Here is a 16,235-nt window from a genome sequence, read left to right on the forward strand (position 1 = left end):
ATATATTTTGTTTCAAACTGAAACATTTGTAGCTTTGAAATGGAACAATTCACTAGCTATTTACACCTTTTTTTCTAAGGAATTATGAACAGCACTAAGATAATTGCAATCGACGATAATCGAGAAATTCTTCTCTCGCTCAGAATTCTTCTGGGAAAGTATTACGATGAAGTAATCTGCTTTCCAAAACCATGTGCCGAAGCCGAACAAGCCTTGGCAAACGATGATGTACACATCGTGCTGCTGGATATGAACTTCACGGCTGGTGCAACCAGTGGCAGGGAGGGCCTTGATTTTTTAGAAAGGATAAGGGCTGTTGACCCTTCGGTTTCCGTTGTGCTCATGACGGCCTATGGCGATATTGACCTGGCGGTAAACGCAATGAAGCTCGGCGCCACCGATTTCGTGGTAAAGCCATGGGAGAACAAGAAGTTGCTGGCCACCGTATCGGCTGCACAAAAGCTAACCCTTTCGAATAGAGAGGTGCATTCCCTGCGCGATACCCAAAGGGTGATATCGGAGGTTGCAAACTCACCCTTTAACCAAATAATTGGCCAATCGAAAGCTATGGAGAGCGTATTTAGCACCATTAAAAAGGTGGCCAAGACCGATGCCAACGTCCTGATACTGGGAGAAAACGGAACGGGTAAGGAGCTGGTTGCCCGCGCAATTCACAGGCATTCGGGCAGGGCAAGTAATGTCTTTATGACGGTGGATATGGGGTCGATTGCCGAAACGCTATTCGAAAGCGAACTCTTTGGACACACCAAGGGTGCATTTACCGATGCCAAGGAGGAACGGGCTGGGCGCTTTGAGGCGGCAAACCACGGAACCCTCTTTCTCGATGAGATTGCCAATATACCGCAAACCCTACAGGCCAAGCTGCTGAGCGTGCTCCAAAACAGGGAGGTAACACGCTTGGGCTCATCAACATCAAAAAGGATTGATATCCGCCTTATCTCTGCCACCAATGCTAACATTAACCATTTGGTAGAAGTTGGAAGTTTCCGACAGGATTTGTACTACCGAGTTAACACCGTTGAGGTGCATATCCCTCCTCTTCGCGACCGCGAAGAAGATATCTTTCTACTGGCAAACCATTTCCTCGAAATGTATGCAGGGAAGTACGGTAAAACAAGGATATCGCTATCAAAAGCAGCACAACGATTAATTAAATCGTATAGCTGGCCCGGTAACGTTAGGGAGCTACGCCATGCATTGGAGCGAGCGGTAATAATGTGCGATGGAAAGCTGATTGAACCCGACTCCCTCTTCCTAAATCAAAATAAAACCAATTTAGATAGCTCAGTAGGTGAAAAAAGTTTAAATATTGAGGATGTAGAGAAGCAGACAATAGTACAAGCGCTAAAGGTTAACAAGGGAAACGTAAGTCTTGCCGCCAAGGAACTTGGTTTGGGAAGGACAACGCTATACCGCAAAATGGCAAAGTATGGGCTTTAAACTATTCAGAGTCAAGATAATTTCCAGAATTATTCTTCTGGGGGCAACCATAGGTGGGTTTACCTACTTTATTCAGAAAAAGGATTACTACTTCACCTCGCTAGAACTCCTAATATTGGCCATCCTGCTGGCTATTGAACTTATTTACTTTATTGAGAAGGGGTACCGACAGCTCAACGGGATGCTCCAATCGGTTAAGGAGAAGGATTTCAATATCAGCTTTAAACCCGCCGAAAAGGATGGAATTTTTGTAACCCTTGCCCGGTTGCTCAACGAGCTTACCGAAGGTTACCGTGAGGTACGCATCGAAAAAGAGGTACACTACCAATTCCTCAACCATATTGTGGACCACGTTAATCAAGTGCTAGTTTGCTTCGATTTGGAAGGGAAGGTTATTCTAGCCAACTTGGCATCGCGGAAACTGTTAAAGGGAAGTGAAATAAAACATATCTCCAGCTTCGAAGTGCTGGATCCACAGCTACCCTCCATTCTACAACAGCTTGTCGAGGGGCAAGAAAAGGTTATCGCCTTCACCCACAAGGGCGAACGCGTGCAGTATGCCATTACCAGCTCGTCAATAAAATTGCTCGATAAGCAAAGTAAGCTAGTGGTGATGCACGATATTAGCCAACCTCTGCGGGAACAGGAGCTTGAATCGTACCGGAAGCTCATAAGGGTGCTAACCCATGAAATAATGAACTCGGTAACCCCCATCCTCTCGCTAAGCGAAGCTATGAACGATACGCTTCGGTTTCCCGACAGCTCCACCCGTCCACTTAGCGACTTAACCCAACAGGAAAGTATTGATTTGGCCGAGGGATACCAGGCCATTGAAACCCGAAGCCGAGCGCTTATGCGCTTTGTTAATGACTTTAGAAGCCTTACCAAGCTTCCGGAGCCCAACATTGCACCCATTGATGTTGACGGGCTAATTAAGCCCATTGCTTCGCTCTTTAAGCCAATTCTCGACAACAAGGGCATCAAAAGCTCGCTAATTATCGACAGGGCTGTAAATAGCCTTATGGTGGATAAAGATTTGATTGAGCAGGTGCTTATAAACCTTATTAAGAACGCCATTGATGCACTAGAGGGAATTAGCTCGGCCCAGATAGATGTTGAGGTTTACGCAAGCGAGGGGAAAACGATAGTAACCGTTTCGGACAATGGAATTGGAATTACTCCAGAAAGTCTCGATAGTGTATTTGTACCCTTCTACTCCACCAAGGCAGAGGGTTCAGGCATTGGGCTTAGCCTCTCCCTCCAAATTATGCGCTTACACTCCGGTACCATTAAGCTAAAAAGCACTCCGGGGCAGGGTTCGGTATTCATGCTAATCTTCCCAAATCAAAATGGCTAGGGTGCATTTTACTCGCACTTTAATGTTAGTGCTGGGTTCTGGTTCGATGCCACATACGTTTTAACCAAAGTTGTGGCCAGCGCAATTACAATAGCTACTAGGGTTGCCAATACGTAAGCCCATAGTGGCATAGCAATTCTATCGGCAAAGTTATCGAGCCATTTACTCGATATAAACCACGCAGCTGGCCACGCAACTATCGATGCGAACAGAACCCACCTAACAAAGCTTAACGATATTAAAGTGGTAAGGGCCGATGTATTGGCACCAAGCACTTTCCGAATGGCCATCTCCTTTCGCCGCGATTGAGTGATATGGGCTGTAAGCCCAAACAGACCTGCACATGCAATGGCTATGGCTATTAGAGTGAAAACGCCTAGGATACTCCCGAAACGATTCTCCTTCACGTAAAGTTCACCAAGCTTATCATCAACAAAAAAGTAAAGGAATGGGGTATCGGCTGCAATATCCTCCCAAACACCCTGCACTGCCGCAAGTGATTTCTGCATGTCATCATCCTTAAGCCTAACCGTAACGAATTGGATGGGGTCATGCCATGTCATCATCACCAACGGTTCAACCCTACGATGTAACGAGAGAAAGTTGAAATCTTTCACCACACCAATAATTTCATTCTCCCTATGGTTAGGGTCATTGGGAAGGAATATCTTGCGACCAATGGGGTTGCTGTAGCCAAAATCCTTTACAAAGGCCTCGTTCACCACCACTTTACCAGCTTCGTTCTCCAATGGTTGGGTGAACATCCGCCCATGGTCCACCTCCATTCCAAAGGTCTGCAAATAGGTATCATCAATGGTCATATACGATATGTTCAGGGCTTCAGGACTACCCTCAAGCACAAAGTCGCGAGCCAAAATGGTGTGCCCAAGAATAAACGAATGTAATGTGGCACGCTTTACATTGGGGTCGGCATCTAGCAATTCCTTTAGTATAGTGTGCTTACCCTCGAGGCTGGGGGTATTAATCCTAATGGATACAAGGTTGCGTGGGTCGAAACCCAAATCTTTCGTTTTAATATGCTGAAGCTGTGTGAACACAACAATGGTACAAATGGCAAGGGACTGAAGAATTGCAAACTGAAAAAACGCTAGGATGCTCCTAAAGGAAATCCTGCTACTGTATATCTTTTGTGGTTGTTTAAGGTTTGCAATGGGGCTAAAGCGCGATAGGAACAAGGCAGGATACCACCCTGCCAAAACCCCAACAAATAGTACTATTGTAGGAATTGCAACCAGGAAATAGATGGCTGTTTTTGAATATAGAACTAGGCTTTTACCCGAGAAAATCTCAATTAACGGTGCTGCAATCTCGGCCATAACAAGTGCAAAAACCATAGCCACAGCCACAATAAGAACGGACTCACCCAAATGCTGTAAAACCAGCTGAGTTCTTGTTGCCCCAAAAACCTTACGAACCCCAACCTCCCTTGCTCTACGTAACGCACTCACCGTGCTTAAATTGATAAAATTAAAGCATGCGATAACCAGGACCAGCAAAGCTGATATGGTAAATATGAGTATGGTTCGCCTATTCCCTCTAACGGTTTGCCTTTGCACTTTCGAGTGTAGGTAGATGTCTCCAATGGGCTCGAGATATGCTCCAATGGTAACATTTATCGATTTGAAAAGCTCGTTAACCTCACGATCCATCAGGTGCTCAATTTTGGACTCCAGCTCCATTGTATTGATATCGGGGGATAGAAGCAACCAGGTTTGAAAGGCCATTCCATGTCCATAGGAAAACCCACCAAACTTTTTGGTTGCTGTACTCATTGGTTCTAACACCTTAAACTGAAGGGTTGAATTCTCGGGTGGATCCATAGCAACACCTGTAATGGTATACACCTCATTGTCCGACATTAATACTTGGCCAAGGGGGTTCTCATCGCCAAAAAAGGTTCGCGCTACGCTTTGGGTTAAAACCAAGGAGTTAGGCGATACCAAAGCACTATTCGGGTTACCCTCCAGAAGCTGGAACGAAAAGATATGGAAAAAGCTGCTATCAACATAATGAACATCCTCTATCAGAACGGTTTCGTTGCCGTGCTTAAACATTTTGCTATGAGCTCGGCTAAAGCGCGACATGCTCTCCACTTCGGGAAATTCATCAGCCACCATTTGCCCCACAGGGGCATGGTGTGTTGGGTAGTAATTTACCTCACCCGACATGGTTAATGCTGACGACAACCGATAAATCCGATCCCTATTCTGATGAAACGTATCGTAGTGCAGCTCAAAAAGCACCCAGCTAAAGATAATGATTACACAAGCCAGCCCTAGGGCAAGGCTAAACAGGTTGATTAGCGAGAAGGATTTATTTCGAAAAAAGAATCGAACAGCAGACTTAAGGTAATTTCGTATCATACTCAATAGCTCCTTTTATGCAACAACCAATACATATCAAGAGATATGCCTTTAAATACATCTAACTGATTACATACAACTTACAACCTGCAGCGAATTTTGGTTTAAAATAAAACCCAAATGAAGTGTATCAAAACGCTACAATGGGTGATTAAAAACGAACAGAAAGCAGAGATTATCGAATATATCTGACTCTTTGACCATTGCGAAAGATACCAAAAAAATGATAAAAATTTATTGAAAAAAGTATCGATAAATTTTGCAGATATTAAAAATGCTCGTATTTTTGCAACGCTTTTAACGAAAAGCACAGCGCAACAAACAAAGACGTATTTGGGAGCTTAGCTCAGCTGGTTCAGAGCACCTGCCTTACAAGCAGGGGGTCGCTGGTTCGAATCCAGCAGTTCCCACACTTAAAATCAACCACTTACAGCGTTTATCGAGGTAGGTGGTTTTTTGTTGCACACACAATTTTACCATCAAGTACCGCATGGCCTACACGTACATACTATACTCGGCGCACCTCGACAAGCACTACGTGGGTGCCTCGCAGGACGAGTTGGAGCAGCGGATTCGAAGGCACAACGCCAACCACAAGGGCTTTACGGGCAAAGCCAACGACTGGGTGCTGATGCACGCCGAACCCTTCGAAACCTTTGAGCTGGCCCTTCAGCGCGAGCGGGAGATTAAAAGCTGGAAGAGCCGCAAGCGCATCGAATCCCTTTACACAAAGCGGTAACCGCAGCTCAGCTGGTGCAGAGCATCCCGCCCCTGCGGGCGGGAGGGTCGCTGGCCTGTCTTCGACAGGTAAATTCGAACTTCGCTCACGAGCGGAGCGAGTAAGCCAGCAGTTCCCACACTAACATTCAACCACTTACAGCGTTTTTCGAGGTAGGTGGTTTTTTGTTATCCATACTACTTTACCCACAAAACCCCCTATGGCCTTCACGTACATACTATACTCCGCGCAGCTCGACAAGCACTACGTGGGTGCCTCGCAGGATGAACTGGAGCAGCGGATCCGAAGGCACAACGCCCACCACAAGGGTTTTACAGGCAGAGCCAACGACTGGGTAGTACTGATGTACGCCGAACCCTTCGAGACCTTTGAGCTGGCCCTTCAGCGCGAGCGGGAGATTAAGAGCTGGAAGAGCCGCAAGCGTATCGAATCCCTATACACAAAGCGGTAACCTCAGCTCAGCTCAGCTGGTGCAGAGCATCCCGCCTCTGCGGGCGGGAGGGTCGTTGGCCTGTCTTCGACAGGTAAATTCGAACTTCGCTCACGAGCGGAGCGAGTAAGCCAGCAGTTCCCACACTAACATTCAACCACTTACAGCGTTTTTCGAGGTAGGTGGTTTTTTGTTATCCATACTACTTTACCCACAAAACCCCCTATGGCCTTCACGTACATACTATACTCCGCGCAGCTCGACAAGCACTACGTGGGTGCCTCGCAGGATGAACTGGAGCAGCGGATCCGAAGGCACAACGCCCACCACAAGGGTTTTACAGGCAGAGCCAACGACTGGGTAGTACTGATGTACGCCGAACCCTTCGAGACCTTTGAGCTGGCCCTTCAGCGCGAGCGGGAGATTAAGAGCTGGAAGAGCCGCAAGCGTATCGAATCCCTATACACAAAGCGGTAACCTCAGCTCAGCTCAGCTGGTGCAGAGCATCCCGCCTCTGCGGGCGGGAGGGTCGTTGGCCTGTCTTCGACAGGTAAATTCGAACTTCGCTCACGAGCAGAGCGAGCAAGCCAGCAGTTCCCACACTAACATTCAACCACTTACAGCGTTTATCGAGGTAGGTGGTTTTTTGTTGTACACACAATTTGCACCCACAAGCCCCCCCTACTCCTCACGAGCCGAATGTTTGCATAGCTGATTGCCGCCCCCTGAGGAATAGTAAAATGGAGGACGTTATTGGGATCTACTTTAACTCCGCCATTCTCTCAGAAAACGGACTATTCAGACAATTTCTCCTTTAATAATTAAACAAAAGGTTAACTTTCGACTATATATTTCGTTTACCCCTTTTTACATTAATTAAAATATTTTAATCTAGATCACTACCATTAACCATATCTAACTATGAATCTACAACTTAAAAGAAATACTAAAACAACCATCATAGCGAAATTACGTCTAGTTTCTCTCGTTGCATTGTTAACCTCAGTATCGATTGCAAGTTTTGGTTGGGGGCGAACAGGACATCATACAATTGTTGATATTGCCCAAAACTATGTTTCCAATAGCACATTAGACTCCATTAGCAAGTACCTTGCAAATGACACCTGGCATGCTGCCTCAACCTGGATGGACGAACTACGAGGTAATTCACAATACAATTACATGCAGAAATGGCACTACATCAATGTTGACAAAGGCCAAGCATACAGTCCAACCATTGAAAATGGCGATAATGTGGTAACCCAGCTCGATTCGGCAATTTTCAACCTAAAGAATCGACGGAACTTAACCCCCGAGCAGGTAAAGCTAAACCTAAAGGTGCTTTTTCACCTCATGGGCGACTTACATAACCCATTGCACGTTGGTTACGGATCTGATCGAGGAGGCAATGATGTAAGGGTGGTTTTCAATGGCAAATCATTTAGCCTACATCGAATATGGGATACCGAGATAATTGAAACAAATCAACTCTTTGAAGAAAATATATCAAGCAAGCTGAAAGAAACCAAGAAACGAGAACTAAAACGCATAGCAAAAGGAAATGCTACAACATGGTTTATCGATGGGCGGAATGCCCTGCCAACGGTTTACACACTTAGCTCCGATACCATCACAACCGATTACCTGGAGCAAGGTCACCCAGTTGCCGAAAACTTACTATTTCTGGCTGGCGTTCGCTTGGGATTTACCCTCAATGATATATTTCGAAAATACTAGACAGTAAAATCATATAAAGCGGCACCTAATTTATTAGGTGTCGTTTTGTTTGTACTAAGTTTTTCGTTATTACAAAAGCAACAAATTGAATAATTAAAGAGGTAAATATTCCCCTCGACGATTCGCTTTTCCCATAGTTATGAATTGCATTGACTCAGCCAGCTCACAAAATACGTTTGCAGGCTTCACCGAGCTCACCGCCAACTGGCGGTTCGGTTCAGATTGTATCCCTGCCTGACTGACGGAGTCGGGCAGGCCCGCCTGCCGAAGGGATGGCATGCAGGCAGGTTTGACTTATTGAACACAACACTATGGCTAGGGCAACCCGCCAACTGCCTGTTGTGAATTGCGTTGGCTCCGCCGAGCTCGACCCGTTAAAGAACAACGGGTCTTCGGTTCAGATTGTATCCCCGCCTGAATGACGCAGTCGGGCAGGTTTGACTTATTGAACACAACGCGAGCTAGTTGTCGATGCCGGTACGCTCCGTTGTGAATTGCTTTCAGATTGTATCTTTGACTTATTGAACACAACTTAATTAGTTCAGATGACAATTTATTAAGAGTTGTGAATTGCTTTCAGATTGTATCTTTGACTTATTGAACACAACTTTGCCCCCAGAAGCGTGAAATTATTTATTGTTGTGAATTGCTTTCAGATTGTATCTTTGACTTATTGAACACAACCAAAAAAAATTCTGTAATGCTATGGATGCAGTTGTGAATTGCTTTCAGATTGTATCTTTGACTTATTGAACACAACCAGTAGGCGGCACTGCTCTCTGCGGTTAAAGTTGTGAATTGCTTTCAGATTGTATCTTTGACTTATTGAACACAACTATGCGTGTAATTTCGGTTGGGCTCATCGCGTTGTGAATTGCTTTCAGATTGTATCTTTGACTTATTGAACACAACCTTTCCCGATTACATCGTAGTACGCCCTGAGTTGTGAATTGCTTTCAGATTGTATCTTTGACTTATTGAACACAACCCACACTCCGAGCAGATATCGCAAGCGGTGGTTGTGAATTGCTTTCAGATTGTATCTTTGACTTATTGAACACAACATAATTGCAACCATACCCCACCCGACGAGCGTTGTGAATTGCTTTCAGATTGTATCTTTGACTTATTGAACACAACCCTTTAATCCCTTCATCGCATCCATTTGCTGTTGTGAATTGCTTTCAGATTGTATCTTTGACTTATTGAACACAACGAACGGGCACAGCGGGTCAGGTGAGCTACTGTTGTGAATTGCTTTCAGATTGTATCTTTGACTTATTGAACACAACTACTCGATATGCGCCTTGCTGCCAACGACCGTTGTGAATTGCTTTCAGATTGTATCTTTGACTTATTGAACACAACGATAAGATTTGGGATTACGCCCTGCGCACCGTTGTGAATTGCTTTCAGATTGTATCTTTGACTTATTGAACACAACTCTATCTTGCTTTTTTGCGTGAGGATGGTAGTTGTGAATTGCTTTCAGATTGTATCTTTGACTTATTGAACACAACAATGCTCGAAAGGGCAATGACGGAACTTGGGTTGTGAATTGCTTTCAGATTGTATCTTTGACTTATTGAACACAACTGCCACTGCTGCGGCAAGCAGCATAAATCCGTTGTGAATTGCTTTCAGATTGTATCTTTGACTTATTGAACACAACTCAATCAACTTAACCCCGTCACCTACACGTGTTGTGAATTGCTTTCAGATTGTATCTTTGACTTATTGAACACAACCCAAGGAATGGGCGGATATACTTCCGCTCCGTTGTGAATTGCTTTCAGATTGTATCTTTGACTTATTGAACACAACTTTCCCACTGGTAAGAGAGTTAACAACGCTGTTGTGAATTGCTTTCAGATTGTATCTTTGACTTATTGAACACAACTTAACCCATTTCCTTTGCCCCGACGATCTTGTTGTGAATTGCTTTCAGATTGTATCTTTGACTTATTGAACACAACCACCAAGGTAAGCAAAATCCGCCGCGACGTGTTGTGAATTGCTTTCAGATTGTATCTTTGACTTATTGAACACAACATCGCAGTCTTTTATTATGAAGAGCCGTGTGTTGTGAATTGCTTTCAGATTGTATCTTTGACTTATTGAACACAACGCAAAAAAGATTAAGTACAGCTCAGGCGTTGTTGTGAATTGCTTTCAGATTGTATCTTTGACTTATTGAACACAACTAATAACGGGCGCAGGGTAATTGCCGTTTGGTTGTGAATTGCTTTCAGATTGTATCTTTGACTTATTGAACACAACACTATATCCTTTACCTTAACATTATAGGGAGTTGTGAATTGCTTTCAGATTGTATCTTTGACTTATTGAACACAACTTGAGTGAAAAGGCAGTCACATTGTCGAAAGTTGTGAATTGCTTTCAGATTGTATCTTTGACTTATTGAACACAACACATCACCGCAGCGGGTGAGGTAACGGCCTGTTGTGAATTGCTTTCAGATTGTATCTTTGACTTATTGAACACAACGCTGCACGTTGGTACTAGCATTGAGTAGTTGTTGTGAATTGCTTTCAGATTGTATCTTTGACTTATTGAACACAACGTAAAGGTTTTATCGGTATTGAAAGCAACCGTTGTGAATTGCTTTCAGATTGTATCTTTGACTTATTGAACACAACTCGGTAATGCGACGCAACTCGGCAGCGATAGTTGTGAATTGCTTTCAGATTGTATCTTTGACTTATTGAACACAACCACAACTTATAGGACTTCTTACACCTTTGTGTTGTGAATTGCTTTCAGATTGTATCTTTGACTTATTGAACACAACAGAATATCTTTAGGCTGTAGCCACTCGCCTGTTGTGAATTGCTTTCAGATTGTATCTTTGACTTATTGAACACAACTACTTCGAAACGCAGGTCTCCACGTGGTAGGTTGTGAATTGCTTTCAGATTGTATCTTTGACTTATTGAACACAACCTTTTGATATGGTTAGCTCGCCATTACGCTGTTGTGAATTGCTTTCAGATTGTATCTTTGACTTATTGAACACAACTAAAGCGATTGTATTGCTCCGCCGGGGGTGGTTGTGAATTGCTTTCAGATTGTATCTTTGACTTATTGAACACAACCATCTCGCTGGCGAAGGTGGCACGGGTAAAGTTGTGAATTGCTTTCAGATTGTATCTTTGACTTATTGAACACAACCCTTTAATCCCTTCATCGCATCCATTTGCTGTTGTGAATTGCTTTCAGATTGTATCTTTGACTTATTGAACACAACAGCAAAAGCCAAAAAAGGAGGAGAAGCCCAGTTGTGAATTGCTTTCAGATTGTATCTTTGACTTATTGAACACAACGTGAGGGGTACAATTCTACAGCGGCAATTCGTTGTGAATTGCTTTCAGATTGTATCTTTGACTTATTGAACACAACACGATACCATTGTGGAGGCGGCAATTGATAGTTGTGAATTGCTTTCAGATTGTATCTTTGACTTATTGAACACAACTCAAGCGGCTAAGGTAAGTACGGGAAGGTAGTTGTGAATTGCTTTCAGATTGTATCTTTGACTTATTGAACACAACACGTGGCGCAGATGCTGCCCCTTATTACCGGTTGTGAATTGCTTTCAGATTGTATCTTTGACTTATTGAACACAACGCTGGGATTTACCACTATCTCGCCCTTATCGTTGTGAATTGCTTTCAGATTGTATCTTTGACTTATTGAACACAACCATATCCTCCACATTGTCGGCAAAGTCCTGTTGTGAATTGCTTTCAGATTGTATCTTTGACTTATTGAACACAACGACATTATTAGAATATCCGACTCGCTTATTGTTGTGAATTGCTTTCAGATTGTATCTTTGACTTATTGAACACAACGCTGCGTGCTCCTCCCTTACGCGGCCATCCGTTGTGAATTGCTTTCAGATTGTATCTTTGACTTATTGAACACAACTTAAACGAGGGCTGAAACACCACCCCGTTCGTTGTGAATTGCTTTCAGATTGTATCTTTGACTTATTGAACACAACTTCTAAATAAAAAAACGGACACTCCCGCAAGTTGTGAATTGCTTTCAGATTGTATCTTTGACTTATTGAACACAACTAGGCATCTATCTCGGCCTGCACGTCCTCGGTTGTGAATTGCTTTCAGATTGTATCTTTGACTTATTGAACACAACGAAATGGAAGTAAATGCCACCAGCGAGCGCGTTGTGAATTGCTTTCAGATTGTATCTTTGACTTATTGAACACAACTCATCCGGGGCGATACCCCTCCCCGTATCGGTTGTGAATTGCTTTCAGATTGTATCTTTGACTTATTGAACACAACAAAACCGCCTTGCCACGCACGCGGTGCGCTGTTGTGAATTGCTTTCAGATTGTATCTTTGACTTATTGAACACAACTGGTTAGCTTTAAGCCTATCAATTACCACGGTTGTGAATTGCTTTCAGATTGTATCTTTGACTTATTGAACACAACCAAAAATCGCCATTAGCCGTGAGAAGTTGGGTTGTGAATTGCTTTCAGATTGTATCTTTGACTTATTGAACACAACCACCCCCAGCGCCACCACCCCGGCCGGCCTGTTGTGAATTGCTTTCAGATTGTATCTTTGACTTATTGAACACAACAAAAAATCCGTTGTGTCAATAAGTTTAATTGTTGTGAATTGCTTTCAGATTGTATCTTTGACTTATTGAACACAACACCATATCGGTTCCCCTGATATGCACATCGGTTGTGAATTGCTTTCAGATTGTATCTTTGACTTATTGAACACAACTCGGGTGTGTTTAAATACTTTGGTTGTTTCGTTGTGAATTGCTTTCAGATTGTATCTTTGACTTATTGAACACAACTTATCGTTCCAATTCTCCTCGTCGTGGTCGGTTGTGAATTGCTTTCAGATTGTATCTTTGACTTATTGAACACAACCAAAAGTATTGATGAAATCATAAATGCGCTGTTGTGAATTGCTTTCAGATTGTATCTTTGACTTATTGAACACAACCTATCACAACCACATCCACTGCCTTTGTTGGTTGTGAATTGCTTTCAGATTGTATCTTTGACTTATTGAACACAACTCTGCAGTACCGAAAATGTAAACTTCTCACGTTGTGAATTGCTTTCAGATTGTATCTTTGACTTATTGAACACAACGTAAAAGTTTTATCGGTATTAAATGCAACCGTTGTGAATTGCTTTCAGATTGTATCTTTGACTTATTGAACACAACGCCTGCTCGTCAATTTCATCCTCATTTATAGTTGTGAATTGCTTTCAGATTGTATCTTTGACTTATTGAACACAACATTCTTAGCTTGGATTCCCTACGATTTCGTGTTGTGAATTGCTTTCAGATTGTATCTTTGACTTATTGAACACAACCTTTTGATATGGTTAGCTCGCCATTACGCTGTTGTGAATTGCTTTCAGATTGTATCTTTGACTTATTGAACACAACCATACCAGGCAGGGGGGTGCATGAGGGGGTGTTGTGAATTGCTTTCAGATTGTATCTTTGACTTATTGAACACAACATACAGGATGAAATTGTACAGTGGCTAGAAGTTGTGAATTGCTTTCAGATTGTATCTTTGACTTATTGAACACAACAACCATACTCACGTATGACTTGTCGAAAGTGTTGTGAATTGCTTTCAGATTGTATCTTTGACTTATTGAACACAACTGCCTTTAAGGTGTTTCGTCCTTGACGTAAGTTGTGAATTGCTTTCAGATTGTATCTTTGACTTATTGAACACAACTAGTGCCGTATTCTCCAACTGCATAATACCGTTGTGAATTGCTTTCAGATTGTATCTTTGACTTATTGAACACAACATACCATAGGTCAAAAAATTGTATCACAATTCGTTAGGTCGTATTTTTTAATAAAAAAAAGTGTTCAATAGTAAATCCCTCCAAATGGTTTTGGGGGGATTTTTGTTTTTTAATCACGGGGTGAATACTATAATAGTACGGGCGCAACTTTTGCTTCGACAAGCAATCGTCGTAACCGGACTAGATTGCAATAGCTAAAATAGCTGCAGCTGCTGGGGATCGGGGCTAGCTTTTATGGGTTTGGTTGACCGAAATAGCTCCATATTGCCAAACTGCTTATCGGTGATGCATAGTATGCCAATATCGCCCCTTGGTGGTAACAGCGATTTTACTCGTTTTATATGCACCTCGGCATTCTCGCGGCTAGGACAACAGCGGGTATATATTGAGAACTGAAACATGGTGAAACCATCTTTCATTATTTGCTTACGAAACTGTGCGTAGATCTTCCTGTCCTTCTTGGTGTCGGTGGGAAGATCGAAAAAAACAAGTACCCACATTACTCTGTACTGATTTAATCGGTTGGTTGTGGTCATATCTTAAGAGGTTATAACTCACGGTATATTTCTTCTACTCTAGGGTTGACTATTCGCTCAGCATATAGTCAACCCTAGAGTAGTTATAGAATAACTGGGTGAAGCACCTTACGGCTAGCACCCTCAAAGCAATCGTTAAGCGAAGCTGTGGTTCGCTGCGATGCCACCATAAGCGGACTGCTTTTACCATCTATTACAACATCAAGCGCAGGAATTACCAGCAGCCTCGCTTTTAGCTCGGTGGTTAGCGTGCTCACATCATCAAAATCATTAAGTATTGATAATACCAACCTATCAACATAAGGGCGATAAGGCTCCATAATATCATCGGCCAGGCAAAATGCATTGTACTTGTTCCTGTGGTGGATGCCCAGTGTGGGCAAAAGGCCAGAACCTACCAGGCTACGTGCAATTACTGCTCGTAACACAGCATAGCCATAGTTGAGCAGATTGTTGGGATCGTCCTCAAATCGGCCTCTGGTAAATTCGCCCTCCACTACCCCATCGAACAGGTTTTTCCAATAGTAAGCTGCAGCACGCCCCTCGTAGTTATCGGGATCGCCACTTCGAACATTACGCTGAAAGTAGCGCATTGGTTCAATATCAACCCCTTTCTCTTGCAACACGGCAGCCTGATTGGCAATTTTAGCCTGTATGATTTGCTGCCAAAGTTGCTTTTTAAGCGGAACGCTCGCGTTTATTTGGTTCGAATAGCGTTCGGCCTGTAATGTATTGCCCTCCAATGGCAGCAACATACCCGATGGCATATGCCTCTCGTTGCAGGTTATTACTGCAGTATTGTTTGCCAAAAGGGCATTTAGCAATGGATGCGTTAGGGTAATTTGCGGGTTATCGAGCATCACTACGCCTATATCCTCGATGGGGATGGTAGAAATATCAGTCCGAGTGCGACTCAAAGTCTCGCCCGGACTTGTAACTTCCTTTTGCACCACCAGCTGCCTATCCTTCATACTGAGGTAAGCTGGGTTGCCGAAGTAAAGGGTACGTTTTATCATAGGTTTAAGGGTTAAGTTTTACTCACGGGTTGACTCTTTGCTTAGCAAATAGTCAACCCGTGAGTACCGTAACGTTTAAATTAGCTGCAGCCCAAACTCTGCAATCCTCTCCCTGCTTATCAACATACCGTTGCGCAGCCCTACAATATCGGGATAAGAGGAGAACTCCCAATCCTCGCAGCGCTTAACTAGCTTATCTTTCACAGGGTTAAGGTTGATGTAATTAAAGCAGATGTTTGGGTATTGTTGGTCAGGGTAATCGATGGTAACTTGGGTTACACCCTGCGCCTGATACCATGCTTTGGATATTTTATCCACTCGTGTTAAACAGTTGGCTTTTGTTTGTTGACGGAAGAGGGCTCCAGCGCGGTTCTCCTGTATATTAATGGCTCGTGTATACGAGCGGAGCATAACACCAATTGAGTAGTTGAATGGTTGCATTTTTTCACTACTCAAGGTTTGACTTGAAGTCAAGCCTTGAGTAACCTGAGGCAACTCTAAGTGATTTACATGCACCATAAAATGAAAATGGTTGGGCATTAGGCACCAGGCCAAGATATCGGCGTAGGGCAACATATGCTTTTTCACCTTATCCAAAAAGAACAGGTAATTCTCCCTGCTAAAGAAGATGCGCTGGCGGTTATTGCCCTGGTTGTAGATATGGTATAGGTGACCCTGTTCAAATATCATAGCTTTTAGTTTTCTCTACTCAAGGTTTGACTTG

At 43.3% G+C, this 16,235-nt stretch carries 10 protein-coding genes, 1 tRNA gene and 1 CRISPR repeat array; of the genes, 7 read left to right on the forward strand and 4 right to left on the reverse strand.

Annotation, left to right across the window (positions count from 1 at the left end):
* The first annotated feature begins 84 nt into the window (after nucleotides 1-84).
* A complete protein-coding gene (locus G8O23_RS05415; RefSeq protein WP_166362578.1) occupies nucleotides 85-1,461 on the forward strand; it encodes a sigma-54-dependent transcriptional regulator in 1,377 nt (458 codons plus the stop codon).
* Entirely contained in the window at nucleotides 1,451-2,818 is a 1,368-nt protein-coding gene (locus G8O23_RS05420) for a sensor histidine kinase (RefSeq protein ID WP_166362580.1), read from the forward strand. Before G8O23_RS05415 ends, G8O23_RS05420 begins: the two co-directional genes overlap by 11 nt.
* An 8-nt stretch (nucleotides 2,819-2,826) precedes the next feature.
* Here the strand turns inward: G8O23_RS05420 and G8O23_RS05425 are convergent, their stop codons facing one another.
* A complete protein-coding gene (locus tag G8O23_RS05425; protein ID WP_166362582.1) occupies nucleotides 2,827-5,202 on the reverse strand; it encodes an ABC transporter permease in 2,376 nt (791 codons plus the stop codon).
* A 335-nt stretch (nucleotides 5,203-5,537) separates the two neighbouring features.
* On the opposite strand from G8O23_RS05425, the gene G8O23_RS05430 reads away from it, so the two are divergent.
* The 5 genes from G8O23_RS05430 (at nucleotide 5,538) to G8O23_RS05450 (ending at nucleotide 8,108) form a co-directional block, all read left to right on the forward strand.
* Nucleotides 5,538-5,612 (forward strand) — tRNA-Val (locus G8O23_RS05430).
* An 80-nt stretch (nucleotides 5,613-5,692) separates the two neighbouring features.
* Nucleotides 5,693-5,941 carry a GIY-YIG nuclease family protein gene (locus tag G8O23_RS05435; RefSeq protein ID WP_166362584.1) on the forward strand — a complete coding sequence of 83 codons (249 nt, stop codon included), beginning with the start codon at nucleotides 5,693-5,695 and terminating at the stop codon, nucleotides 5,939-5,941.
* Nucleotides 5,942-6,140: 199 nt separating this feature from the next.
* The gene (locus G8O23_RS05440; protein ID WP_166362586.1) at nucleotides 6,141-6,392 is read left to right on the forward strand and encodes a GIY-YIG nuclease family protein; all 252 of its coding nucleotides are present in this window, start codon (nucleotides 6,141-6,143) and stop codon (nucleotides 6,390-6,392) included.
* 204 nt (nucleotides 6,393-6,596) lie between these two features.
* The gene (locus tag G8O23_RS05445) at nucleotides 6,597-6,848 is read left to right on the forward strand and encodes a GIY-YIG nuclease family protein (protein ID WP_166362586.1); all 252 of its coding nucleotides are present in this window, start codon (nucleotides 6,597-6,599) and stop codon (nucleotides 6,846-6,848) included.
* A gap of 444 nt (nucleotides 6,849-7,292) precedes the next feature.
* Complete coding sequence (locus G8O23_RS05450; RefSeq protein ID WP_166362588.1) at nucleotides 7,293-8,108, forward strand: S1/P1 nuclease; 816 nt, start codon at nucleotides 7,293-7,295, stop codon at nucleotides 8,106-8,108.
* Between the two features lie 486 nt (nucleotides 8,109-8,594).
* Nucleotides 8,595-13,959: a CRISPR direct-repeat array (repeat unit 46 nt; unit sequence GTTGTGAATTGCTTTCAGATTGTATCTTTGACTTATTGAACACAAC).
* Nucleotides 13,960-14,153: 194 nt separating this feature from the next.
* Here G8O23_RS05450 and cas2 read toward each other — a convergent pair.
* The 3 genes from cas2 to G8O23_RS05465 all read right to left on the reverse strand — a co-directional run bounded on the left by cas2 (nucleotide 14,154) and on the right by G8O23_RS05465 (nucleotide 16,201).
* Entirely contained in the window at nucleotides 14,154-14,495 is a 342-nt protein-coding gene (gene cas2, locus G8O23_RS05455; protein ID WP_166362590.1) for a CRISPR-associated endonuclease Cas2, read from the reverse strand.
* Between the two features lie 83 nt (nucleotides 14,496-14,578).
* Nucleotides 14,579-15,511: a type II CRISPR-associated endonuclease Cas1 gene (gene cas1, locus G8O23_RS05460; RefSeq protein ID WP_166362592.1), complete on the reverse strand. Its 933-nt coding sequence runs from the start codon at nucleotides 15,509-15,511 to the stop codon at nucleotides 14,579-14,581.
* Nucleotides 15,512-15,586: 75 nt separating this feature from the next.
* Entirely contained in the window at nucleotides 15,587-16,201 is a 615-nt protein-coding gene (locus G8O23_RS05465; RefSeq protein ID WP_166362594.1) for a hypothetical protein, read from the reverse strand.
* Nucleotides 16,202-16,235: the final 34 nt, after the last annotated feature.

The sequence above is a fragment of the Perlabentimonas gracilis genome, assembly GCF_011174675.1.
GTDB classification, from domain to species: Bacteria; Bacteroidota; Bacteroidia; order Bacteroidales; family Tenuifilaceae; genus Perlabentimonas; species Perlabentimonas gracilis.